Origin of the sequence: Pseudoalteromonas sp. BSi20311, from assembly GCF_000239875.1 — a bacterium.
In the GTDB taxonomy this organism is placed as follows: Bacteria; Pseudomonadota; Gammaproteobacteria; order Enterobacterales; family Alteromonadaceae; genus Pseudoalteromonas.
This window is the reverse complement of record NZ_BADU01000010.1, coordinates 1-24,490: the sequence shown is the minus strand read 5'-3', so window position 1 is coordinate 24,490 and position 24,490 is coordinate 1. Positions and strand designations below refer to the sequence as shown.

The window sequence follows — 24,490 nt, the reverse complement described above, 5'->3', positions numbered from 1 at the left end:
CCTAAAGAGCACCAGTTGTTCTAATGAGCTAGCTAAGGCGCTTAAACTATTAGCAATACACATTAAACTTAAAAATAGTAACAGCGCTTTTTGTTTACGCATGTTGGCTGTTGCCAACATTAAAATAGGCGCGCCAACAACCACCCCCAGAGCATAAGCACTAATGGCATAACCACTTTGTGATGGGGTACTAGCAAATGCTTCACTAATTAATGGCAACATAGGCATCATAGAAAATTCAGATAAACCCAAAATAAAAGTGCCTAGTGCAAGCACTACTAAAATAGCGGCTCTATTGGGCTGACTCGACGGCGATATAATATCAACGGCCATGTAAAATCCTTGAAGGTATTGAATAAAATTTGATAACAAATAAAACGCCTGTATGTTTAAAAAATAAAACACACTCGTTTATTTAAAATTGAATATGGGAATGAGGAATAAAGAGGCAGGCATTTTAAATTAAAAGCCTTCCCCAGTCATGGCCTAAACCATAATTAAAGATGAATAAAATTTAACTTGAGCCAACCAAAGGATGGCTAAGTAAGTCAGCAAAGTATTAACGCAATATAAAATAAGCAGTGTTAAATTTAAAATGTAATGCTAACTTGGCTTTTTGCGTGCTATGGATGATATTTGTAAAGTAAGCATTACTTTTAAAAGCAGGATAAAGGCAATGAAAGCAGAATTAAATTTAAAACAACGCCAAATTAAAAATACTAGCTACTTAGCTAAATGTACCTTGATTTGGTTACTCACCTTAGCGTTATGTAGCTTTGGCCCGACATTAATTTGGGATCGCGCAGAGATAATTAGCGGCTTTTTTATAGTTGTAAATGTAATAGCCGGCATTGTAATGATTTTGGCTAACAAACGTTACTTACAGGGGATGGATGAGCTGATGCAAAAAATACATCTCAGTGCCATGGGGTTTACCCTAGGTGCAATATTGGTAGGTGGGCTTGCGTACACTAATTTGCAATTGAGTGGCTTAATTGATTTTAAAGCACAGATACCCGATTTAATGTTTTTAATGGGAGCAGTGTATTTAATTAGCGTGTATGTGCTTAACAAACACTATTGTGCAGGTGATGAATGAAAAACCGATTAAAGGTATTAAGAGCCGAGCATAACTACACCCAAGCAAGGTTGGCCGAGCTGCTAGATGTTTCTCGCCAAACTATTAATGCGATTGAAAAAGGTAAGTTTGACCCCAGCTTGCCACTGGCCTTTAAAGCTGCGAGGTTGTTTGAGTTAAAAATAGAAGATATTTTTGACGACGAACAGGGTTAAAAATTAACAAAGTGCGACAATATGTCGCGCTTTTTAGATTGCTACAGCAAGTATAATTTACCCACAAAAATTTTGTGGTAAATCAATAATGACTGATAAAAAAAATTCTTTAACCTCTTATTTATTATCCCCTTTAGCGCTTGTTATAAGTAGCGTATTATCGCCAGTTGCTTTTGCAGATGACACCTCAATTGAAGTGATTGAAGTGCACGGCCAAGCACAAAATAAACACCTATCATTAGGCTCATCTGAATCGCTATTAACCGATTTAGGAGTGGACTTTTCAGCCGCCGGTGGCATGGCCAATTTACCTGTTTTAAATGGTTTAATGGGCGATAGAGTGGCGGTACTGGTTGATGGGGCGCAAATCACCGCCGCCTGTGCTAACCAAATGAACCCGCCACTGTCTTATATTTCAGCTAATCAAATTAGTAGCTACAAAGTGGTTGCAGGTGTTTCTCCAGTAAGCGCGGGAGGCGATAATATTGCAGGTGTGATTGCTGTTAATTCTATTTCACCTCAGTACAGTGAAAGTAGCGAACTTGCATGGCATTCAGGTTATGTGTCAGCCCAGTACAACACCCTTGATAACGCCAAAAAGGTCGGCGCAGGTATGCGCATTGCCAGCGATGTACTCAGTTTTAATTATCAAGGTGCGTTTAGCGATGCTAACAGCTATGAAGATGGTAACGGCGATTTAGTGCTCGATACCCTATACCGCGCGCAAAACCATAGTTTAAGTGCTGCCATGCGCGATGATAAGCAACAATTAGTGGTTAAGCTAAGCCATCAAAAAATACCCTATCAAGGCTTTGCTAATCAATATATGGATATGACAGATAACACCAGCTATGGCGCTGTTGCTCAGTATCAACGTGCTTTTACAAGCAGTGAGCTTGAAGCGCAGTTAAATTGGCATAACGTAAAGCATGAAATGGGGTTTTTTAGCGCAGAAAAAGCCGGAAAAATGCCTATGAAAACCGATGCTGAGGATATAAGCACCCAGTTAAAATGGCGACTAGCGCTTGATAACAACAGCCAGTTACTACTCGCGCAAGAGTATCACCACATGAAATTAGAGGACTGGTGGCCTGCAGTTGAGGGCTCAATGATGATGGGACCAAATGACTATAACAATATTAATAATGGCCGGCGTCAGCGTATTGCAGTGCTTGCTGAATATGAAAGCCAACTAAATACTCGCTGGTGGTTAAATGCAGGTATTCGATTTGAAAATGTAATGACCAACACTGATGATGTGCAAGCATATAGTGCAGGCATGGCTGCAATGAATGCAATGGCCATGGCGATGCCAAGTGATGCAATGGCGGCTAAAAAGTTTAATAACCAAAGTAAAAAACAAACAGATAATTTAGTTGATGCAAACGTGCTGATTAATTATCAACTAAGCAATAACGACGAGCTGCAAATCGGCCTAGCCCGTAAAAATCGTGCGCCTAATTTATACGAACGCTACAGCTGGGGCGTAGGTAATATGGCCACCACCATGATTGGATGGTATGGCGATGGCAATGGCTATATTGGTAATATAAACCTTAAACCAGAAACCGCACACACGCTTAGCAGCACGTACACCCGTATGGCAAAAGACGACAGCTGGCGTATAAGTGCTAATGCGTGGGTGAGCGACGTGAATGACTATATTGATGCCAACATAGTAAGAAGCTTTAACCGCACAGCGCTTGCTGCCAATACCCGTAATGTACTTATATTTAATAACCTAGATGCTACGCTTTATGGTGTAAAGCTAGATGCGGTTTTAGCACTGCACGAGTCTAAGCACTATGGTAGCTGGTCATTAAAAGCGGATATTACCAACACCCGTGGTAAGCGCGATGATACCAATCAGCCGCTTTATCAAATCAAGCCGCTGCAAAGCCAATTTGCCATTAACCAGCAAGTTGGCCGCTTTGAAAACGCACTCACGTGGCAGTGGGTCGATAGTAAAACTCGCGTAGATAGCAACCGCCTAGAAAACCAAACTGAGCAGTACCATTTACTTAATTTAAGCTCAAAAGCCAGTTGGGATGCATTGACCGTAAGTGTTGATATTACCAATCTGCTTGATGAGTATTATGAATTACCATTAGGTGGCGTGAGTATTGCGGAGTTTAAACAAGACATGTCGCAGGGCTTTAACCAATTGGCAGGGCAGGGGCGCTCAATAAATTTAGCCATGAGTTACGCGTTTTAAGATGAGAGAGTAAGTTAGTGCGAGCTGTCAGATTCGATTTTTGGTTAATCGAGTCTGACGGTTAATTACTATTAATTTTTTAAGTCTGCTTGTGACAAAAATCTATAAACTGCGTTAGCAGCGGATTTTTGTATTTGTCTTTATGCATCACTAACCAAAACTGTCTTTGCATGGAGTGGTTTAAGTTAAGCTGCGTAACGCGGCCATCTTTTAGGGCATATTGTGCGGCGAGTGATGATAAGCATCCTAAACCCAAGCCATTCGCTACACAGTTTATAAGCGCTTCAGTGGTGTTGAGCTCCACGCTTTGTGCCCAATTTTTTATATGTGGTGCAAGGCTATGTAAAAAGAAGGAACGCGAGCTAGAGCCCGTCTCTCTTAATACCCATTGGCTACTATTTAAGTCGTTAAAGCTAAGTTGCTTTTTTGCAGCCAGTGGGTGGTTTATTGGCGCAATAATACACATAGCGTCATGGCTAAACACATTAGAGACTAAATCGCCTTGATGGGCTTGGCCTTCAATAAGTGCTATATCGAGCTCGTAATCTATAAGCTTTTGACAAATAAGCGCCGAATTAGAAATCAGTATTTGTTGCGAGTAATGCTGTTGCTGCGCTCTGAATTTGCTTAGTAAAGCAGGCAATAGATGATTACCTATAGTATCGCTGGCACCAATTTTTAAGGTTCCGCTGGCAGGGGCGTTGTCTAAAAACAAGGTGTCGATAGTGTTTGCCCGATTTAATAGCTCATCAGCGAGGGGCAGTAGCTTTTGCCCTTCTTGATTTAATAGTAATCGGTTATTTACACGATCAAATAACGGATGGCCTAACTGCTTTTCAAGTTCGCTAAGCGCCATACTCACCGCCGCTTTAGATAAAAACAATGACTCAGACGCCGCTGTAAGTGTGTTGTGCTGGGTTATGCCTACAAACACCTTGAGCTGTTTAAGGGAAATATTCATGATTTTATGTTTGGTTTATATGAACGAGTGTTCTATATAATTAGATTTAATTAAACGAAATGCAAGCGTAAACTTCTCTGTAAGTTACAACCACAGGGTGGAATAGAGATGTTTAAACATATAAAAACAAAAGTATCAGGTGCACCAACACCAATGGGCGGCTTGGCATTAGGTATTGCCAGCCTAGGTTGGGCTTGGGAGAGTATGTTTAGCCTAAATGGCGTAGCACAATATACAGGCGCCGCTATTGCGAGCGTATTATTGCTATTGTTAACACTTAAGTTTTTATTGCATCCTCAGCTGCTTAAAGCCGATTTAGCCCACCCAGTTGTAGGCAGTGTGGTGCCTACTTTTGCTATGGCTACTTTAGTGGTGTCTAATTCTTTAGGGCAGTTTTACTCCCTTGCGGGAGATATGCTTTGGGTTGGTGCATTTTTATTACATGTGGTGTTTTTAATCAGTTTTATTACTCATCGAGTGATTGAATTTAAAATTGAGCATATGGTGCCAAGCTGGTTTGTACCGCCGGTTGGGATCATCGTTGCCGATGTGGCGTTTTCAGGGAATCCGGCACTGCTGTTTTTAGCGCAAGGGGCGCTTTACTTTGGCATGTTGATGTACGCAGTTATGTTGCCTATGATGATTTACCGAATCATTTTTGCAGCTCACATTCCTGATGCTGCACAGCCTACATTGGCTATTTTAGCTGCGCCAGCAAGTTTATCGTTAGCTGGTTACTTTACAGTGAACAGCGAGCCGTCACCGGTTATTATTGGCTTGTTATTTGGAATTGCAGTACTGATGACCTTTATAATTTATGTCGCATTTTTTAAATTACTGCGCCGTCCATTTTGCCCAGGTTACGCTGCGTTTACTTTTCCTATGGTCATTGGTGCTACCGCGTTATTTAAACTTGCCGCATGGATGCATACAGTGGGAATTGATTTGCAGTTTGTTAAGCAAATACAGTATTTAGCAACGTTTGAATTGATTGTGGCCAGTGGGGTAGTTTGCTATGTGGCGGTTCGTTATTTGGCTCATTTTAAGTTTTTTAACACTCAATTTAAGCCTCTTACCCTATCATAATAATGATTAAACGCTTGTTTGCACTACCTCGGTAGCCCCGTGCTCAATTGCTTGTTCGGCATCTTGTTCAGCAAGCTTTGCGCGTTCTGCTTTTGAAACATAAGCCGGTTTGTTGCTTTTATGCAGCTTGGCATTAGCACGCTTATCTTTGTTATTAAATTTTGTAATGATCTTTTTTCTGCGATTCATGATTCACCTCGTAATTTTGAGCTGCGCATTATACAGGCATCTTGTTCAAAGCTGTTAGACAAATTATAAGCTTTGCTTGTAGGTCTGCCGCAAAGCGCTGTTTGTCACTTTGCAAGGAGGTTATAATTAGAGCTCTTTATTGTTAATTAAATGGAATCTGTTTTGAACAAGCTCGCTTTAGCAAGTATTGCCTTATGTGCATTTAGCGCTCATGCACAATTTAATAAACACAGTGAAAGCGTGGCCGATTACGCAGTTAATAGCTACCAAAATGCACAGGTGCATACGCTTACTAATTTAGTATCGTTTCCTACGGTGAATAAAAGTGAGATCAGTGCGCCACAAAATCCTGATTTTATTGGCTTTAAAGCGTTATTAAAAATGAAAGCCGCTGAACTTGGCTTTGACTACCAAGATTTAGGCTATACCGTACTCATAGGTATGGGTGAGCAAAAAGAAAAAGTAACCATAGTGACTCACGGCGATGTACAACCTGCAAACGCCAGTAAATGGAAGCAAAGCCCATTTATTATTGATACCTCAGAGCCGGGTAAATTAGTTGGCCGAGGTACCGAAGACGATAAAGGCGCTATTGCCACTGCTTTATATGCGATGAAAGCCATAAAAGATAAAGGTATAACCCTTGATAACCGCATTGAGCTGATGGTTTATTTAGCCGAGGAATCTGATTGGGGGCCTTTAACCGAATTTATGAAAACTTATGAGCAGCCAAAGTATGCGGTCACCATTGATGCCTCATATCCCGTGGTGGTTGCTGAAAAAGGCTGGAGCTTAATTTCGCCTACGTTTGCAGCTACATCAGCGCAAACCGGTGTGTATGTAAGTAATGTAACGGGTGGTGCCTTTGCGAGCCAAATTCCTGAAGATGCCAGCTTAACCTTGCATAACGCCAGTGCTGAATTAGTGACTCTATTAAAACAAACCGCCACGGCTCTTAAGCAAGTAGAATTTACCTTTGACGAACAAATAAATGGAACTTTAATTAGTGTAAAAGGGGTATCGGCACATTCATCTGAACCAGAATCAGGTGTTAATGCCATTGCTTATTTGGCTGAACTATTTAAAGCCGTCGAGCTTGAAAACAACAGCGATGGGCAGCTCATTAAGTTTGTAAATCAGCTAATAGGCCTAGATATATACGGTAAACAATTTGGTGATATTGCGTATAAACATGACTTTATGGGACCAATGACGGTAGCGCCCACTGTTATTGAACGAGACGGCAATAACCTAACGTTAGCGGTTAATGCTCGTCGCCCTATGGGTAAAGAGGCTGACTTACTTGAGCTGCAAATTAATAGTGCGCTTACCCAATGGCAAGCTGATAATAAAGTAACATTGGCAAATGTTAAAACTACCATTGGCACACCCATGCTGCTTGATGGAGCGCCTCATGCGCAGAAGTTACTTGATATTTTTAAACATTTTACTGGCGATCAAGACGCAGGTTTTGTGTCGATTGGTGGTGGTACCAACGCTAAATTATTTGATAATGCCGTATCGTTTGGCCCATCAATGCCGGGTAAACGCTACACAGGTCACTCAGAGCATGAATTTATTACGCTTGAGCAACTAGCACTTAATTTACGTATGTACACCGCAATGATGATAGAGCTTGGTAATATGTAATTTGGGTTATTGCATAGCAAATACGAAAAAACCGCCTTTGCGGCGGTTTTTTATAACAACTAAATGTTATTGAAAATTAACGTCTGGTAAGCACTCAAAGCCTGGTTTGGCAAACAAGTAGCCTTGCATTAAATCAATGCCGGCATTTTTTAACCAGTGATATTCATCAACTGTTTCAATGCCCTCAGCCAGTGCCATTACGTTTAGCTCTTTAAACATATTTAAGCAGTTACGCACAATAGTTTGGCGTTTTGTATCTTTGTCGATATCGCGTATAAGTGCCATATCGAGTTTAATAATATCTGTTTGAAAATCAGCTAGTAAGTTTAATCCAGAGTAGCCTGAGCCAAAGTCATCGGTGGCTGTTTTAAAGCCCAGCTCTTGGTAGTAGCTTACAACCCGTTCAACGTGGCTGCTATCCTCTATTTTTTCAACTTCAGTAAATTCAAACATAATATTAGTTGTAGGGAAGTTGTACTTTTTAGCCGCTTCTAGGGTGGTACGAATACAGCGCTCAGGCTTATAAATAGCGTTGGGTAAAAAGTTAATGCTTAGCATGGTGTTTATGCCTAGCTTAGAGGCAAGCGCAATGGCTTTTATTCTACACAGTTGATCAAAGGTATAGCGATTGTCGTCGTTTACTTGGGAAATAATAGAGAAAGCCGACTCGTTGTTTAAACCACGAACTAAAGCCTCATACCCATAAATAGTGTTATTTTGACAACTTATAATAGGCTGAAATGCCATGGTAAAGTCAAAGTCTAGCTCGCTAGAATCAGCGCAGTTGCTACAAGATACTTTTTCGCAACTTTGTGATTTTTCGTTCATTCATCCACCTTTTTTATTAACCCACACTAAAAGGTGGTTAAGTTTTGGTAATCCTAACAAAGTATTGAGATTTTACATAATTATATTAGCTAACATTAATGTAACTCATAATTAAGTTTTTATTCAACTCATGAAAAATCAGCAATAAGGTTATGCTTATATAACCTTATTGCTACGCTAAAAGTATAGTAGGTTTGCAAAATTAGTTAAGTGTTGCGGTTAGTTTTATGCTGGTATTGAGTAATTTAGAGATAGGGCAGCCTTTTTTAGTGTCTTCACACAGGGTTTGAAATTGCTCATTTGAAATATCAGCAACTTTTGCATTCACCACTAATTCAATTTCACTCACTGCAAAGCCATCGTCTACTTCATCTAAGCTTACAGTCGCTTTGGTGTTTATATCGTCAGCAGTATAACCCGCATCTCCTAACGCCAGCGATAACGCCATGCTAAAGCAAGCACTGTGGGCTGCACCAACTAACTCCTCTGGGTTAGAGCCGGGTTTATCTTCAAAGCGGGTATTAAACCCATACGGCTGGTTATCGAGTGCGCCGCTTTGAGTTGAAATAGTGCCTTTACCACTTTTAATATCGCCAGACCAATTTGAGCTTGCCGTTTTTTTGATTGTCATCATGTTCTCCTTGTTGCGATTAATGTAAATTTTTCAGCATTGATATCGGTTGTATGTAAATTTATCCGATAATTGCTGAAAAATGTACGCAGTAACATGGAGGGTGCAAGATAAACGCCAATCTCTATTTGCTACGTTTACATCGCTGTGAACAATAAATAACGTTATCCCAGTCTCGTTGCCATTTTTTACGCCATGCAAAAGGTTTGTTACACACAGGGCATATTTTTTCAGGTAGGGTTAGTTTTTTATGTGCCATGATTATTTGCCTGATTGCTTTTTGGTTTTACGTACCGAGGGAGTGATGGCTACATGTTTTTTAAGTATGGCATGAATAGCACGTTTAACCTCGCTACGCTCTCGGTATTGCCATAATCGCTCGCGTGCCTCTTTAGATGCCTGAGTTAAATCAAGCATCGGCTCTGGGTAATCTTCACCAAGTTTAAAGTCGTTAAATAATGCTTCCATGGGCGTTTGCTGCCAAGGTTGATGTAAATATTCAATGGGGAGCTTTTCAAGTTCGGGGCACCATTTTTTTATAAATGCGCCGGTTGGGTCTTGGTCTTCAGATTGCTTAATGGGGTTGTAATGGCGAATGGTATTAATGCCAGTAACCGATGCCTGCATTTGAATTTGCGGATAATGAATACCTGGCTCAAAGTCTAAAAAGTAGTTAGCCAGTGGGAAGCTTGCTTGCTGCCAACTTATGTTTAAATGATGGGTTACAAAGCTCACCAGCATAGCGCGCATTCTAAAGTTAATATATCCGGTGGCCTTTAAGCAGCGCATGCAAGCATCAATTATTGGCACCCCAGTTTGTCCTTGCGCCCAGCGTTCAATATCGCTAGTAACGTTAGCGTCATCACGATACGGAAATGCACGGTAACCCGGATTTAATGCTTTAAATTCCATGCTGCATTCGCTTTCAAACTTTTGCATAAAATGGCAATGCCAATGCAGGCGAGAGATAAACGCAGCAAGCGGGCGCTTCCAGCCTTTTTTATCGGGGTGGGTTGAATGGTATGCGTCTATCGCCATTTGATACACCTGCCTAAGGCTAATATTGCCCCAAGCTAAATAGGGAGAAAGCCTAGAGCAATGCGTGCGGCTCAAGCTTGGGCTAGAGATCCCTTTTTGATAACCTTTACCGCGCTCGGCAAAAAAACTGTGCATAACGTCGCGGGCAAGTCGTGGCCCTCCATGTTGAAAGTTGTCATCGTCAGCTGTGTAACTACTTGGTAATTTTGGCGATTGGTAGTGTGTGAGTGTCACTGTTTTAATGTGTTTCCAATCTGGAATGGCAATTGGCGCTTGCATTGTTTGTTGCCAGTATTCATTCCAATTATTGCGATTTTTTTTACCGCGAATGACAGCCCCCGTTGGTGACTCTAACCAGTTAATCTGATTATGTTGGCACCATGCTTTAATCGCTTTATCGCGCTCAAAAGTATTATTTAAGCCAATTTCTTGGTGACTAAAGAGATTAATTATTTCAAACTGGGTATGTAGCTCTTCAAGCAGTCCCTGCATTTTTTGTTTAAATAGGTACACGCAGCTATTAAAGCGAGCAAGTTGTTGGTTTAAATCACATAGTGACTGATACACAAAGCGCCAATGTCGCTCGTTGTAATGAGCATCTTCGAGTAACAGCGGCTCAAAGTTATACAGCAATAATGTTGGAAGTCCGTTGCTAAACGCATTTTTAAGCGGTTGATGATCGCTTAAGCGTAAATCGCGTTTAAACCAGACAATATTTATTTTTTGGCGCATGTAATTAAATTATTTGCTAGCAGTGTAATGTAAATTAAGACTTAGCTTATAAGTACGTATTGCCTAGGTGTTAGGGTTTAGTTTTTAAGTTAAAAGTGAGAAACAATGTTTTTAGATTTAATGCAAAACAGCAGCCGCTCTGTGTATAGCTACTTAGTTGGCGGCATTAGCCCACGACCGATTGCATGGATAAGCACCCTAAGTAGTGAGGGGGTAACTAATATTGCACCTTACTCTTTTTTTACCGTAGCAAGTTGTCAGCCTGCAGTGCTAAGTGTGACTCAAGTTAACCCCAGCGATAAAGCCAATAAAGATACACTGACAAATTTACTGGCCACCAAAGAATGTGTTGTTAATACTGTTAGCCATGCCTTAGTAGAGCAAATGAATCAAAGCTGTGCTAACTACCCAAATAATGTCAGTGAGTTTGATAAGGCCAACATACAGTCAGTCTCAAGCCAGCTAGTTAATCCGCCAAGTGTTGCAGCTTCAAAAGTACGTTATGAATGTAAGCTTCGAGAGGTGATCACTATTTCAGATGAGCCAAGCGGTGGCAAAATAATGCTCTTAGATGTAGTGGGAATTTTTGTCGATGACGCCACGTTGGTAAATGATTATATAGATCCGACGCGTCTAGATACAGTAGGTAAAATGGGCGGCGATTACTTTAGCACCACTAACGATAAGTTTGTATTAAAACGCCCACAACTTTAACGGTGAGCGTTTTAATTACAGCAGGTTAAATAGGGCGCTATTTACTCTGTTTTTGGTAAAAACAGCGCACTAATTGCACCCAAAAATCCTAATCCACTGTAGAGCAAAATAAGCTCTGCGGTTGATAAAAACGATTCTAATAAGCCAATGCTGCCTAACATCAGTAATAAAACCCCAATAACGGTATTACTAACCGACACATAATCGGTGCGTTTGTTACCCTCTGCCATATCGACGAGGTACGTTTTGCGTCCTAAGCGCACTCCTTGATGCGCAACTGAGAGTAAAAAGTACAAAATAGGCATAACCCACCAATTTAGTAGCAGCTCGCCATACCAAGTCGCAATAACAAATACAGCCAGCCCATTAATGGTAACTAAAGCGGCACTGAGTACTAGCACTCGCTGGCTAGATAAGTCGCTTAAGCGTCCCCAAATCGGCGCTGAGACTAAGCTTGCAAAGCCGGAAACGGCAATAAAGGTGGCAAGTAAAGAAAATTCAAACGACTGTTTACTGGCTAAAATAATATAAAATGGAGCGCTCAATGCTGAACAAAGCAGTAAGGCACGTGTAATAACAAAATGGGCAAACTGTTTGTCTTGGTATAAAATTTTTAACTTTGAAAACGCGTGCAATAGGCCATTATTCGCTCCTTCGGTAGCGCCACTATATTCGTTAATTTGTGCATAAAAAAACGCGGCAATCAACCACATTAATGCACCCAGTAGTAAAGCGATGATCACAATGTCTTGATCTTTTTGCTGTGAAAAAAACCACATCATGAGGCCAAACGTTAAGGTGGCAAAACCGGCAATGCTTGCAGCAAGCCCGCTAATATTACCGCGTTGCTGTTTAGGAATAACTTTGCCCAGCACATCTTTTGCAGCTACAGAGTTAAACCCCCTAGCAAGGCTAAATAAAATTAATAAGCCAATAATGGCATAACCTGCTTGTGCGCCTTTGAGGGTAAACGCCACTGCAACCATGGCTAAAATGCATCCTGCTTGCATCACTGCACCTATTACCCATACCCATTTACGAACGGGGAGTTTGCGAATAACGTTTGCAATAGCAAGTTGGGGCAGTAACGAGCCCGATTCTCTGATTGGCACTAACCAAGCAATAAAACTCGCGGGTACATTTAAGCTTTGCATTAACCAGGGCAGGGTGATTTTTGGATTAAGCAGTGCATCGGCAAATTTACTAAAAAGCTGGCTAATGAGTAAAATAATAAAATTACCGGGTACTTCCTGACAGGCATTGTCGTCGATGGCCTTGCAGGCTCGGGCGTCTTCTTCATTGTTTAAACGTTTATAGATTTGTTCTTTTGTCAGTTTTTTCACAATTAATAACTACGCTATCAGTGTAAATATTTAGATATATTAAGATGATATGCTTAACTTTTCTACTTTTGGGATTACAAAGTCATGTTACCTGCTAAAAACAAAGGTTAATTCACAAAAAAATCAGCTAAGCGCTGATTTTTTTATTTGTACTAAACTGGAGCCTTATTCAAAATCACGAGCACTGTGGCGCTCTGCGAGTTGATCCTCTTCTGCTCCCCACGTACGGTTAACGCGACGACCTCGTTTTACACCTGGACGCGCTGCTATTTGCTTAGCCCAACGAACCACATGGGTATAAGATCCGACATCTAAAAACTCGGCGGCGTCGTATAAGTCGCCTAATACCAGTGAGCCATACCAAGGCCATATGGCAATGTCGGCAATGGAATATTCACTGCCTGCCATGTATTCGTTGTCACTTAAATGGCGGTTAAGCACATCTAACTGACGTTTAGTTTCCATGGTGAAACGGTCAATCGGGTATTGCATTTTGGTTGGTGCATAACTGTAAAAATGACCAAAACCACCGCCTAAATAAGGCGCCGATCCCATTTGCCAAAATAGCCAGTTACGACATTGTGTTTTAGCTTGAAAGTCATTAGGAATAAGCGCATCAAACTTCTCGCCAAGGTATTGTAAAATAGCGCCAGATTCAAACACAGGAGTCGGTGGCGTTGTAGAATGATCCATCAACGCAGGTATTTTTGAGTTTGGGTTTATATCAACAAAATCAGAGCCAAACTGATCGCCTTCACCAATATTAATTAAATAAGCGTCGTACTCAGCCTCAGTAATACCAAGCTCTAACAGCTCTTCAAACATAATACTGACTTTTTGCCCGTTGGGGGTCGCTAATGAGTAAAGCTGAAATGGATGTTTACCAATGGGCAATGTTTTATCGTGGGTTGCCCCTGCAATTGGGCGGTTAATGTTTGCAAATTTACCGCCACTTTCATTGTCCCATGTCCATACTTTTGCTGGGGTGTAGTCGTTGTTATCACTCATAAATAGCCTCTAATCGTTTAAACGTGCGTATTTGCTTAGCCCGTTGTTGCTTTTAATTTATCTGCTTTTGCTAATTTATACCCTAAAAAGAATCCACTTAATGCGCCGAACAGATGGCTTTCAAACGAGATATGCAACCGCTGTGGAAACACACCCCAAATAAAGCCACTGTATAAAAAGGCCACCACCACGGCTATAAAAATAGATTTAAAAGAACGTCTTACAATGCCATAGCATAAAATAAAGCCCCATAATCCATAAATAACGCCACTTAAGCCGACATGAATATTGCCACGGGCAAACATCCATACCAGTAATCCACCAACTAATGCGGTGAATAAAAATACGCTATAAAAACGCTTTACACTGTATTGGCAAATTAACCAGCTTAAAACAATAAAGGGCAGCATATTACTCGCAAAATGCCACCAGCTACCGTGTAAAAAGGGAGCGCAAAGAATCCCAATCAGCCCTTGAATGCTGCGAGGGTAAATACCTAAACCATTTAAACTAATGCCTGGCAGGCTATTAATTAGTTGCAACACAAAACAAATAGTTACAATGCTTATAATGGCAAAGCGGGTGCTGCTGAGTAACGATAAGGTGGATGGTTTATTTTGCATACGGTGCCCTTATTTATAGTAAGAGTGGCCAGTATAGGAATAGTGGTGAGTAATGAAAAGCAAATTAAAAAGCACAGCGATTAAACTGTGCTTTTTATGCTGATTAATTGTAATTAACCAAGCTTGGTAAGTAATTTTTTAGCTGCTAGCTCAGAGCTTGCAGGGTTTTGACCGGTGATTACTAAACCGTCTTCAAGCGCAAGCACGCCCCAGTCGTCGGTTTTTTGATAATCACCACCTTTTTTGATCAGCTCGTCTTCGACTAAAAATGGCACTACATCTGTTAATTGTACAGCGGCTTCTTCAGTGTTACTAAAGCCGGTAACTTTTTTACCCGCAACCAATGCATTGCCATCAGCATCTTTTGTATTTAAAAATGCGGCGCTCGCATGACACACTGCTGCCACTGGTTTTTGTAATTTTACAAAATCTTCGATGAGCGAGATTGAATCTGTGTTGTCTACTAAATCCCATAATGGGCCATGGCCGCCTGGATAAAATACCGCATCAAAATCTGAAGCATTCAGTTCACTTAGTACTTTTGTGTTTGCCATTAATGCTTGCGCTGCACTGTCGTTGTCGTATCGCTTGGTTGCATCAGTCTGGAAGTCGGCTAGTGTACTGGTTGGGTCGATTGGTGGTTGACCACCGTTTGGTGAAGCTAGAGTGATTTCTGCGCCAGCATCTACAAATGCATAATAAGGGGCGGCGAATTCTTCTACCCAAAAACCTGTTTTTTCACCGGTATTGCCTAAATCAGCGTGTGAAGTAAGTACCATTAGTATTTTCTTAGCCATTATTTTTTCCTTCTGATGATTTAAAATTGTAATCTTTGCTTAGCAATTACTATATGCACTAACCCAACCTTAAACAACGATGATAAATTTAACTTTATTGATTTAATAATTGATACAATCGGAGGGTTGAAGTTAAACCCGCACTGGAGCGTCCATGAAAGTTTCGTTTGAACAATTAAAAAGTATGGTGGTGTTTGCACAAATAGTTGAGCAGGGCAGTTTAACTGCAGCGGCAAAGCAACTAGGGTTAACACGAGCCGTAGCCAGTTATCATTTAAAAAAGTTAGAAACGCAACTTGAAGTAACCTTACTTAATCGTTCAACACGGACCATGGCGCTTACTGAAGCCGGTATGGCTTACTATGAGCGTTGCCGCGTTATTACCGAGCAGGCTAATGCTGCCAATCAACAAATAGAAAATATAAAAAGTGAGCCCCAAGGATTATTAAAAATTAGTTGCCCGGTTAATGTGGGGATGCAATTAATAGTGCCTGCAATTAATACCTTTAAGCGCCAATACCCCAAAATTGATATAGATTTACAGCTAACTGATGATGTGGTGGATATTATTAAACACGGCTTTGATTTTGCTATTAGGGGGGTTGCGCTGCGCGATTCAAACCTACAGGCAACGAAATTAACCACTATGAGTACCTGTATCTGTGGCGCGCCTAATTATTTTGCACATTATGGTAAGCCCACTACGCCCGATGAATTAGCACAGCACCAATGGGTGGTTTATCAGTTAGGGAGCAAAATCTTGACCTTGCAAAAAGATGGTAAAAAAGTCGACATTACCATGCAAGGATCGCTCAGTACCAATAATGCCGCTGCACGGACTGCATTTGTAGAGGCAGGACATGGCATAGGGCGTATACCGCTATATGATGCATGGCCAAAAGTACAAGCGGGTTTACTGCAAATTATATTGGACGACTACAAAAGCAAAGACATTGAATTGTATGGAGTTTTCCCGCCAGGGGCGACGGGGTCTAAAAAGTTACGTTTGTTTGTTGATTATTTAAAAGCGTACTTTGTAAAACAGCATACGGCATTAGGTATGCGTAAGGGCTAGCGCTCGGTTAAATAAGGCAACAGCCTGTTGATACATTGCTATGGCGAGAGCTGCATCGTAGCGCTCGCCTTCATCACGCATAAAGGCATGTTGCGCGTTAACTTCTTGCCATTGGTAATTTATACCAGTACGAACAGCTTGCTGGTATATTTTGTCTCGGCCATCTTGTGGTACATGAGGGTCTTGCTTACCCCAAATAAAATGAATTTCACCGAGTATATCGGCCATACGTTCAAACGAGTTATTTCCGGGTTGTGCGGGCAGTGTATTACTGTGTATATCGGTGGCGTATAAACAAAATGCAGCTTTTATAAGTGGGTTTAATGCGGCTCTGTAAGCTAAATGCCCACCAATACACACTCCCATAGCCCCAACATTTCCTGAACAATAACTCTGGCGTTTTACAAAGTCGATAAGGCTTTGCGTATCGCTATCATGATGCTCTAAAGGTTTAGCCCATTTATCGCTATTACCCTTATCTTTGCCTTCGTCATCATAAGCAAGCACTGTCCCAATTGGGTTAAGCTCATGAAATACTTCTGGCACAAGTACGATAAATCCATGACTGGCTAAAATAGCTGCACTACGGGCAATGGGTGCCGTTTGCTGAAAAATTTCAGAATAAAAAATAATGGCAGGGTATTGCCCCGATGTTTGTGGGCGGTAAATGGTAGTTCGCATTAACCCTGTAGGCGTTGGTAAGTCTGCGTTATGGTGTTGAATGATCATAAAAGCGCTCAGTAAAATAAATATAATAGCTGAGCGCGTTCAAATAAACACGCCCTAAAGTTTAAATACTTGCAGGCATTTTATTGCAACTTGCGTAATAGCTAACTGTAGCTGGCCAGTCAGAAAATATACCGATTACACCAACCTCTTTTGCAAGCACATCAACCACAGTCATCATGTCACCATCGTTATCTATAACATCACTAATTGATTGGTAATAGTAACCGCCACCGTTATTTAGCGGCCCAGATCGTTCAAGACTCCATGCAATAATATTAAGCCCAGCAGCTTTAGCATCAATAGCGTATTGCGATGGCACAATATTATTTTCATTATCTATGGTTAATAGCATCCAAATGGGTGGAGCAATAATTTTAACGCCGTCATTAAAAAGCGCAGCCATACTAGGCTGCCATGTATCGGGGGTGTTAGGATCAAACCCTGCATCGCTATCTCGGCCATCTAAATAGACGCTTTGCGTTGCAAACGCGGGGTTGGTGTTAATCCAATATTTTACGTCAGCTAAATTAAACGATTGCGGAAAAACACGCTCAGCGGGTACGTCCATTTGCGTGTATTCATCTAGTATTTTTTGCGCGTATTGCTGTTGTGTCATACCATCAAAAGGCATGCTCACTTGAGGCGATTTAAGCTCTGGCGTCATTTTTACCCCTAGCTGTTTAAATAGCGCAATACTTTGTTTGTGGGTCATTAACGTGCCGCTACTTGCATATAAGTCAGTGCGCCAGTTTGGGGTGCCTTGTAAATATTCAGCAACGCTGCTTGCTTGAGGATTAGCACCATCCATTTTACCTTCAAGGGTTAAAAATTCCGCCAGGCTAATGTCACTGGTACAACATTTAGCAGAAGCAGGCGTGCCACTGTTCGAGTCTGCTGGTGTAAAGGGCACACTGCATTTAGCGGCAAGTTCTGGAATAGCTAAAATATTAGTGGTGGTGTGCAAGTCGCACTGAGAATGGCGACAGACTAGCTCTTTATCATTGGTAAAGGTGACATCGCATTCGACAATACCGGCGCCCATACGAGCAGCCGCTATGTATGACTCTTTTGTGTGCTCTGGGTATTGCATGGGGGCACCGCGGTGACCAATTGAAAAATCAGTACGATAAAAAGGGCCTTCTTTGCACGATGCTAATTGTGTTTTTAGTGCGCTGTTAGCCATATCGTCAATTAAGTAGTCGGGACGAGTACCTAGTTGAATATTAGTGCCTTGCGCCACTTCAACAACAAGGGGCACCTTTACTATTTCAACATCATCATTGCAGCCAGTAAGTGCAGTTAGCAATAAACAGACGGTGAATAGGGGGAGTCGCTTCATTATTTGTCCTTAAAAATAAAAGTATCCTCTACCTTAACTCTAAACAATGACAATTAAACGACAGTGGAGTTAACTTTTCGCTTTGTTAATAGTTGATTGACCATTAATGCTAGTAACATAATAGCAGCACCGATTGTTAATCTGGCTATGTCGGCATCTCTATTCCAAATAAGTACATTGACAATAATACCGGCAGGAATAAGTAGATTATTCATCACTGCTAGTGCACCAACATTAACTAGTGTGGCGCCTTTGTTCCACATAAAGTAACCCAAACCTGAAGCCACAATACCCAAGTAAATAAGAATGCCCCATTGCGTTGAGCTGGTAGGTAATTTATCGGCATTGCCAAACAGTGCATAGCAAGCACCGGCTATAACAAGCGCACCAATAAAAAACCAGCCAAATACGGTTTTGTCATCCAGTTTTTGATTAACCATTAAACGCTTGTAGCTTACTTGCCCTGTGGCAAAACTAATATTAGCGCCTTGAACTAATAATAAGCCAAGCAGAAAGTCGTTGGTTAGGTTTTCATACCGAATGGTAATAGCCCCTAATACGGCAATAAAGGCAACAATAAAAAATTGCCAGTTAAACTTTTTATTCAATGCATCGTTTAAAAGCGTAATGTAAAGCGGGGTCATTACAGTAAATAACAGCACTTCTGGCACGGTTAAAAATAAAAATGAGTGGTAATAAAAGCCATACATAACCCCCAGTTGCAGTGCGCCTATCAGCATGAGTTTAAACGCAAGTGGGGTAGGGATTTTCTTTAAAAAAGGCAAAAACACTAAGGTAGCTAAAGCCACACGGATTAACACACTGAACCACGCATCAACTTGGCCTGCTAAATACACACCAATTAAACTAAACGAAAACGCCCAAAGAAGGGTAACTGCAAATAAATAGCCCATAACACTCATCTTGTCTTAAGTAATGGTGTCAGTTTATCTGTTATATATTGTTCTATAAACAATAAAAGCCCGCAAGCGGGCTTTTATATCAGTTGATTAAAAATATTAATTAATCAACTAAACCACGGCGCTTAAGTAATGCATCAGTCGTTGGTTTTTGGCCTCTAAACTCAATGTAGCTTTGCATTAAGTCGCGGCTGTTACCTTTTGATAGGATCTCTTTACGGAACTTATCGCCATTTTCGCGCGTTAAGCCACCGTTGTTCTCCATGTGAGCAAAGGCATCAGCGGCGAATACTTCAGTCCATAGGTAAGCGTAGTAACCTGCTGAGTAACCACCTGCAAAGGTATGGCTAAAGTAGTTTGATTTGTAACGAGGTGGTACAGGGTAGTAATCAATACCGTGTGCCTTTAATGCCTCACTTTCAAACTGTTGTACATCAGCTACTTTCTTATCAGAACCAAATGAGTGCCATTCCATATCCAGTAGTGCTGCAGCTAAATATTCAGTGGTACCAAAGCCTTGGTTGAATTTTTGCGACTCAAGTACTTTATCAAGTAGTGCTTGAGGAATTGGCTCACCTGTTTTGTAATGCTTAGCGTAGTTAGCTAATACACTTGGCTCAATCATCCAGTCTTCATGTGCTTGTGATGGAAATTCAACAAAATCACGCGCTGTAGCAGTACCCGCAAGGCTTGGGTATTTAACGTCAGAGAATAAACCGTGTGCCGCATGACCAAACTCATGGAACATAGTCGACACTTCGTCAAACGTCATTAGCGTTGGTTCGCCTTCTGCTGGCTTAGGAATATTTTGCGCATTATAAATAACCGGTTTAGTGCCTTTTAAGCCGCTCTGACTTACATATGCACTCATCCATGCACCGCCACGCTTACCTTCACGTGCATACGGGTCCATGTAAAATAAACCAATTGCGCTGCCATCGGCATTAAATACTTCAAATGCCATTACATCATCATGGTAAACCGGTAGGTCTTTACGCTCTTTAAATGTAATGCCGTAAAGTTTTTCCATTGCAAAGAATAAACCGTTATGAATAACCGATTGCATTTCAAAGTAAGGCTTAACTAAGGCTGGATCTAGGTCGTATTTTTCAGCACGCACTTTTTCTGCGTAGAAAGACCAATCCCATGGTTTTAGTTCAAAACTTTCGCCCGAATCGTTAATTACTTTTTGAATCGCTTTTGCTTCTGCTTGCGCTTTTTCCACTGCTTTTGGTGCAAGGTCATCTAAAATACCGTACACGTTATCAGTGGTTTGCGCCATGCGTGAAGTCATTACATACGAAGCCCAATCTTTAAAGCCTAACAGTTCTGCTTTTTGTGCACGTAAATTAGTTTCTTTAATAATAATAGGGCCGTTGGTTTTAGCTGCACGATTGGTTGACGCTTTAAAAATTTGCTCACGAAGCTCGCGATTTTCAAGGCTTGCTAAGATTGGCTGTTGCGTGGTGTTCACTAGGGTGATCATGTAGCCGTCTTTGCCGGCTTTTTTAGCAGCAGCTGCAAGACCTGCAATTTCACCTTCAGATAAACCAGCTAGTTTGCTTTTGTCTGTTACTAAAATGACGTCTTCTTTAAACGATTTTAATACGTTTTGAGAAAACTCTGTTGATAGCTTTGCAAGTTCAGCGTTAATTTCACGCATTTTTGCTTTTTCAGCATCGTTTAATTTAGCACCGGCTTTAACAAACTGTTTGTAGTAAAAATCAACAAGGCGTTGATCTTCAGCGCTTAATTTATCTTTGTTGTCGTATACTGTTTGTACACGAGCAAACAATGCACCGTTTAGGTAAATGTCATCAGAGTGTGCAGAGAACACAGGCGCCATTTTTTTATCAATCCGTTGGTACTCATCGTTAGAGATAAGACCTGATAAGTTGTAAAAGGCAGCTGATGCGCGGTTTAATAGCTCACCTGCAAGTTCCATTTCTACCAGCGTATTTTCAAAAGTAGCTGGTTCTGGGTTATTGGCAATTGCCATAATTTCTGCATTATGTTGTGCAATACCTGCATCAAATGCGGCTTCGTATTCAGTGGTACCAAACTTATCAAACTCAGGAGCCATGTATTGTAATGGGCTTGGTTTAAATAATACATTGCTTGCATTGATATCTTGCACTTGTGTTGTGCTTTGTTGTTTTGTTTCTTGAGTGCTTTCAGAAGAACAGGCAGATAATAAAAGTGCACTAGCAATCGTAGTGGCGATCAGTGTTTTACGCATAATAACTCCATAAAAATAGTAGCCGAAATAGGCTTTTCGAGTCGAAAACCCAGTTAACTTACCAAATTTTGACTTATATACAACAAAGTTTATCGATTTAAAGCGGGATTTAAACGCAAATTAGATTATATAAGCTCGATATGTAGATAAAAACAGCAGTAAAAATCATCAATAAAGTGTATACAGCCTTAGCAAGCACCGACCACAATACAAAACATAAATGCAAGTAGCGGGGTTCAGAGTGCTTAATTGGGTGGTTATTTTAAATTTGTAAATATAGATTTAAGCTAACCGCATGCTAAACTTGGGGTATTACTAGCACATAAAAAACAATTATTTGCGTGCGACTTTATACATGGAAAATCAATGAACTTAGAACAAATTAATCACATTCTCGCCTTCGTATTGTTTAGCTACAACGACATTCACATTACCGTAGCAAAAGTCATTCAAGTCCCCCTTATTTTGTTTACCATGTGGTTTGTAGTGACGCAGATTGGCAAGTTAATTAAAAAGTCATTATTAGCTCGAAAAATGAGCCCTGATGCTGTGCATTTATTTACGCGTTTTTATTTTATTTTAAGTATTGCGATTTTGCTTTTTACCTCCCTCGAAGTGCTTAATATTCCACTAACCGCCTTTGCGTTTGTATCGGGCGCAATTGCTATTGGTGTAGGCTTTGGTGCGCAAAACATTATTAATAACTTTATTAGTGGTTGGATACTAATGTGGGAACGGCCAATTCGTATTGGTGACTTTTTAGAAGTTGGCACTGCCAAGGGAGTGGTTGAAACTATTAATACTCGCTCTACCCGTATTCGTAGAAACGACGGTGTTCATATGTTGATACCCAATAGCCAGTTATTAGAAAACACAGTAACCAACTGGACGCTAATTGATGGCAACGCGCGCTCATCAGTGAGTGTTGGCGTGGCTTATGGCTCTGATGTATTGCTTGTTAAAACGTTAATTCAGCAAGTGTTAGATGAGCATGAGGCAATATTAGCAACACCTCAATCAACCGTATTATTTGATGACTTTGCAGATAGTTCATTAGTTTTTAATGCTATTTTTTGGGTCTGCGCTGAATCAGAAACTCGCTTAAGGCAAGTGCGCAGTGATATTCGCTTTAGTATTTATGAGGTGTTTGAACAGCACGATGTGGTTATTGCATTTCCGCAGCGAGATATTCATATAGATGGCGAAATCGCATTGACGCGTTCTTTAGTTAAAAAGTAGTATTTAAAAAAATCGTCACATTATTTTCTATATTTTTTAATGATTCATTGTAAGGACATATGTCCGCCTTTTGTGCTTTTTGTTGTTAAAAAGGCAGTAAAAGAGTTGATAGTGCCGTTAAGTGTTAAAAATAAGTTTACTTTTTTAGGGCTCAATATGCGGTAAATTAATTACAGCATGGTATAATCTGGCGCATTCAATCAGCCTTATTTATGCCGTTTTTGTACTCTCGGTAATAAGGTCCGCGCCGCATAGAGCAAGTCGCGAAAAATTGACTGAATCCGTAATTATTTAATTGCGCAACACATCAACCGTTGAACAAGAGTGCACTAAAAAGGTTAACCCCGACATGAAAGCAATGAAAAGATCTACGTTAGCAACCCTTATCAATGCAACGTTGTTCTCTGCCGTAGCAGGTACGTCAATTTCAGCCGTAGCTGCTGAGCAAGAAACTACTGCTAAGAAGAACCAACTAGAAGTTATTCAAGTTACTGCTCGTAAACGAGTAGAAAACGCTCAAGAAGTACCTGTTGCTGTTTCAGCCCTGCAAGGCGATAGCTTAGATGCTTACAGCTCAGCTGGTATGGATATTCGTTTTATGAATGCGAAAATCCCAAGTTTATCTATTGAATCTTCATTTGGCCGTTCATTCCCACGCTTTTATGTACGTGGTCTTGGTAACACTGATTTCGATTTGAATGCTTCGCAACCAGTGTCACTTGTGGTTGATGAAATTGTACAAGAAAACGCAATCTTAAAAGGCTTCCCGGTATTTGACGTAGCACGTGTTGAAGTGCTTCGTGGCCCACAAGGTACACTATTTGGTCGTAACACACCGGCTGGTCTAGTTAAGTTTGATACTGTTAAACCAAGCCAAGAATTTGAAGGTTATGGCGCTGTTTCTTACGGTAGCCGTGGTGCTGTTGACTTTGAAGGTGCTGTTGGTGGTTCATTAACAGATCGTTTATCAACACGTGTTTCAGTACTTTGGCAAGATAAAGACGATTACATTGATAATCGTGCACCAGGTTTTGAGCAAAAAGATGCTTTAGGTGGTTACACTGAACAAGCAGCCCGTATTCAATTTTTATATGAAGGTGACGATTTCACTGGATTATTTAATTACCATGTTCGTGATTTAGATGGCTCTCCAATTGCCTTTCGTGCTAACACTATCAAACCTGGTACTAACGATTTAGTTGATGGTTTTGAAAATGACGTGGTGTATCACGATGCCGCATCTCGTGCGACGCAGCAAGTGGAATCGCAAGGTGCAAGCCTTAAGCTTGAGTGGGACTTAGCTAATCATACAGTAACGTCAATTTCTGGTTGGGAAAGTGCAGAAATTTACTCTCGTGCTGACATCGATGGTGGCTACGGTGGGTTCTCTATCAATGATGTTCCAGTTGCAATGGGCCCTGGTTTTATTCCTTTCTCTTCAGAAAGTGCTGATGGTATTCCAGATCAAGACCAATACACGCAAGAACTTCGCTTATCAAGCAACTTTGCCGGTGACGTAAATTACCAGGTGGGTGTTTTTTACTTCGACGAAGCATTAACGATTGAAAACTTTAGCTATGATACAGCCAATAATGGCGTATTAAACGGTTTTGTTAGTCAGCAGCAAGATACTAAAGCATGGGCTGTATTCGGCTCAGTTGATTACACCATTACTGATGACTTGAAAGTAACCGCGGGCCTTCGTTATTCAGACGATGAGAAAGAATTCTCAGCAAATCGTACGCTTAGCCCTGTAGGTGGTGGTGCTACTTACATTGAAAAAAATGTTAGCGATGATCACGTAAGCTGGGATTTATCAGCTAACTACAAAATCAACGATG

At 40.9% G+C, this 24,490-nt stretch carries 24 protein-coding genes; 9 read left to right on the top strand and 15 right to left on the bottom strand.

Annotated elements, in window-relative coordinates:
- Nucleotides 1-333 (bottom strand): MFS transporter (locus P20311_RS01365; RefSeq protein ID WP_036984637.1); only part of this gene is annotated, 333 nt, incomplete at its 3' end.
- Nucleotides 334-676: 343 nt separating this feature from the next.
- Here P20311_RS01365 and P20311_RS01360 point away from each other — a divergent pair.
- The 3 genes from P20311_RS01360 (at nt 677) to P20311_RS01350 (ending at nt 3,508) form a co-directional block, all read left to right on the top strand.
- Nucleotides 677-1,099, top strand: a complete 423-nt coding sequence (locus P20311_RS01360; protein ID WP_238529419.1) for a hypothetical protein — start codon at nt 677-679, stop codon at nt 1,097-1,099.
- On the top strand, nt 1,096-1,293 hold the full coding sequence (locus P20311_RS01355; RefSeq protein WP_008108814.1) for a helix-turn-helix transcriptional regulator: 198 nt from the start codon (nt 1,096-1,098) through the stop codon (nt 1,291-1,293). The genes P20311_RS01360 and P20311_RS01355 overlap by 4 nt, the downstream gene beginning before the upstream one ends.
- An 88-nt stretch (nt 1,294-1,381) precedes the next feature.
- Nucleotides 1,382-3,508 (top strand): TonB-dependent siderophore receptor, encoded by a 2,127-nt coding sequence (locus P20311_RS01350; protein ID WP_008108811.1) that lies wholly within the window; start codon nt 1,382-1,384, stop codon nt 3,506-3,508.
- 79 nt (nt 3,509-3,587) lie between these two features.
- Here P20311_RS01350 and P20311_RS01345 read toward each other — a convergent pair whose 3' ends face one another.
- Nucleotides 3,588-4,469, bottom strand: a complete 882-nt coding sequence (locus P20311_RS01345) for a LysR family transcriptional regulator (RefSeq protein WP_008108810.1) — start codon at nt 4,467-4,469, stop codon at nt 3,588-3,590.
- Nucleotides 4,470-4,577: 108 nt separating this feature from the next.
- Here P20311_RS01345 and P20311_RS01340 point away from each other — a divergent pair, with 108 nt between their 5' ends.
- Nucleotides 4,578-5,555, top strand: coding sequence for a TDT family transporter (locus P20311_RS01340; protein ID WP_008108809.1), 978 nt, complete (start codon nt 4,578-4,580; stop codon nt 5,553-5,555).
- Between the two features lie 6 nt (nt 5,556-5,561).
- On the opposite strand, the gene P20311_RS01335 is transcribed toward P20311_RS01340, so the two are convergent.
- Nucleotides 5,562-5,744 (bottom strand): DUF2986 domain-containing protein, encoded by a 183-nt coding sequence (locus P20311_RS01335; RefSeq protein ID WP_008108806.1) that lies wholly within the window; start codon nt 5,742-5,744, stop codon nt 5,562-5,564.
- A gap of 162 nt (nt 5,745-5,906) precedes the next feature.
- Between P20311_RS01335 and P20311_RS01330 the strand changes: the two genes are divergently transcribed.
- Nucleotides 5,907-7,394 (top strand): dipeptidase, encoded by a 1,488-nt coding sequence (locus P20311_RS01330; protein WP_008108804.1) that lies wholly within the window; start codon nt 5,907-5,909, stop codon nt 7,392-7,394.
- Nucleotides 7,395-7,460: 66 nt separating this feature from the next.
- Here the strand turns inward: P20311_RS01330 and P20311_RS01325 are convergent, their stop codons facing one another.
- The 4 genes from P20311_RS01325 to P20311_RS01315 all read right to left on the bottom strand — a co-directional run bounded on the left by P20311_RS01325 (nt 7,461) and on the right by P20311_RS01315 (nt 10,623).
- Nucleotides 7,461-8,222, bottom strand: a complete 762-nt coding sequence (locus tag P20311_RS01325; RefSeq protein ID WP_008108802.1) for an EAL domain-containing protein — start codon at nt 8,220-8,222, stop codon at nt 7,461-7,463.
- Between the two features lie 202 nt (nt 8,223-8,424).
- Nucleotides 8,425-8,853: an OsmC family protein gene (locus P20311_RS01320; RefSeq protein ID WP_008108801.1), complete on the bottom strand. Its 429-nt coding sequence runs from the start codon at nt 8,851-8,853 to the stop codon at nt 8,425-8,427.
- Between the two features lie 124 nt (nt 8,854-8,977).
- Nucleotides 8,978-9,112: a DUF2256 domain-containing protein gene (locus P20311_RS18575; protein ID WP_008108799.1), complete on the bottom strand. Its 135-nt coding sequence runs from the start codon at nt 9,110-9,112 to the stop codon at nt 8,978-8,980.
- Nucleotides 9,113-9,114: 2 nt separating this feature from the next.
- Nucleotides 9,115-10,623: a cryptochrome/deoxyribodipyrimidine photo-lyase family protein gene (locus tag P20311_RS01315; protein ID WP_008108797.1), complete on the bottom strand. Its 1,509-nt coding sequence runs from the start codon at nt 10,621-10,623 to the stop codon at nt 9,115-9,117.
- A 105-nt stretch (nt 10,624-10,728) separates the two neighbouring features.
- Here P20311_RS01315 and P20311_RS01310 point away from each other — a divergent pair, with 105 nt between their 5' ends.
- Nucleotides 10,729-11,337 (top strand): flavin reductase family protein, encoded by a 609-nt coding sequence (locus P20311_RS01310; RefSeq protein WP_008108795.1) that lies wholly within the window; start codon nt 10,729-10,731, stop codon nt 11,335-11,337.
- 41 nt (nt 11,338-11,378) lie between these two features.
- Here the strand turns inward: P20311_RS01310 and P20311_RS01305 are convergent, their stop codons facing one another.
- The 4 genes from P20311_RS01305 to P20311_RS01290 all read right to left on the bottom strand — a co-directional run bounded on the left by P20311_RS01305 (nt 11,379) and on the right by P20311_RS01290 (nt 15,108).
- A complete protein-coding gene (locus P20311_RS01305) occupies nt 11,379-12,680 on the bottom strand; it encodes an MFS transporter (protein ID WP_008108791.1) in 1,302 nt (433 codons plus the stop codon).
- Nucleotides 12,681-12,845: 165 nt separating this feature from the next.
- Nucleotides 12,846-13,688 carry a glutathione-dependent disulfide-bond oxidoreductase gene (gene yghU / locus P20311_RS01300; protein WP_008108789.1) on the bottom strand — a complete coding sequence of 281 codons (843 nt, stop codon included), beginning with the start codon at nt 13,686-13,688 and terminating at the stop codon, nt 12,846-12,848.
- 35 nt (nt 13,689-13,723) lie between these two features.
- On the bottom strand, nt 13,724-14,311 hold the full coding sequence (locus tag P20311_RS01295) for a rhomboid family intramembrane serine protease (protein ID WP_008108787.1): 588 nt from the start codon (nt 14,309-14,311) through the stop codon (nt 13,724-13,726).
- Nucleotides 14,312-14,424: 113 nt separating this feature from the next.
- Nucleotides 14,425-15,108, bottom strand: coding sequence for a type 1 glutamine amidotransferase domain-containing protein (locus tag P20311_RS01290; protein WP_008108786.1), 684 nt, complete (start codon nt 15,106-15,108; stop codon nt 14,425-14,427).
- Between the two features lie 154 nt (nt 15,109-15,262).
- Here P20311_RS01290 and P20311_RS01285 point away from each other — a divergent pair, with 154 nt between their 5' ends.
- Nucleotides 15,263-16,183 carry a LysR family transcriptional regulator gene (locus P20311_RS01285; protein WP_008108784.1) on the top strand — a complete coding sequence of 307 codons (921 nt, stop codon included), beginning with the start codon at nt 15,263-15,265 and terminating at the stop codon, nt 16,181-16,183.
- Here the strand turns inward: P20311_RS01285 and P20311_RS01280 are convergent.
- The 4 genes from P20311_RS01280 to P20311_RS01265 form a co-directional block, all read right to left on the bottom strand.
- Nucleotides 16,163-16,912, bottom strand: a complete 750-nt coding sequence (locus tag P20311_RS01280) for a dienelactone hydrolase family protein (RefSeq protein ID WP_008108782.1) — start codon at nt 16,910-16,912, stop codon at nt 16,163-16,165. The genes P20311_RS01285 and P20311_RS01280 overlap by 21 nt on opposite strands.
- 61 nt (nt 16,913-16,973) lie before the next feature.
- Complete coding sequence (locus P20311_RS01275; protein WP_008108781.1) at nt 16,974-18,251, bottom strand: glycerophosphodiester phosphodiesterase family protein; 1,278 nt, start codon at nt 18,249-18,251, stop codon at nt 16,974-16,976.
- Between the two features lie 53 nt (nt 18,252-18,304).
- Nucleotides 18,305-19,165 carry a carboxylate/amino acid/amine transporter gene (locus P20311_RS01270; protein ID WP_008108780.1) on the bottom strand — a complete coding sequence of 287 codons (861 nt, stop codon included), beginning with the start codon at nt 19,163-19,165 and terminating at the stop codon, nt 18,305-18,307.
- Between the two features lie 109 nt (nt 19,166-19,274).
- The gene (locus P20311_RS01265) at nt 19,275-21,410 is read right to left on the bottom strand and encodes a M3 family metallopeptidase (protein ID WP_008108778.1); all 2,136 of its coding nucleotides are present in this window, start codon (nt 21,408-21,410) and stop codon (nt 19,275-19,277) included.
- Nucleotides 21,411-21,776: 366 nt separating this feature from the next.
- Between P20311_RS01265 and P20311_RS01260 the strand changes: the two genes are divergently transcribed.
- Entirely contained in the window at nt 21,777-22,649 is an 873-nt protein-coding gene (locus P20311_RS01260) for a mechanosensitive ion channel family protein (RefSeq protein ID WP_008108776.1), read from the top strand.
- Between the two features lie 349 nt (nt 22,650-22,998).
- The coding region (locus P20311_RS01255) for a TonB-dependent receptor (protein WP_036984633.1) at nt 22,999-24,490 on the top strand (1,492 nt) is incomplete at its 3' end.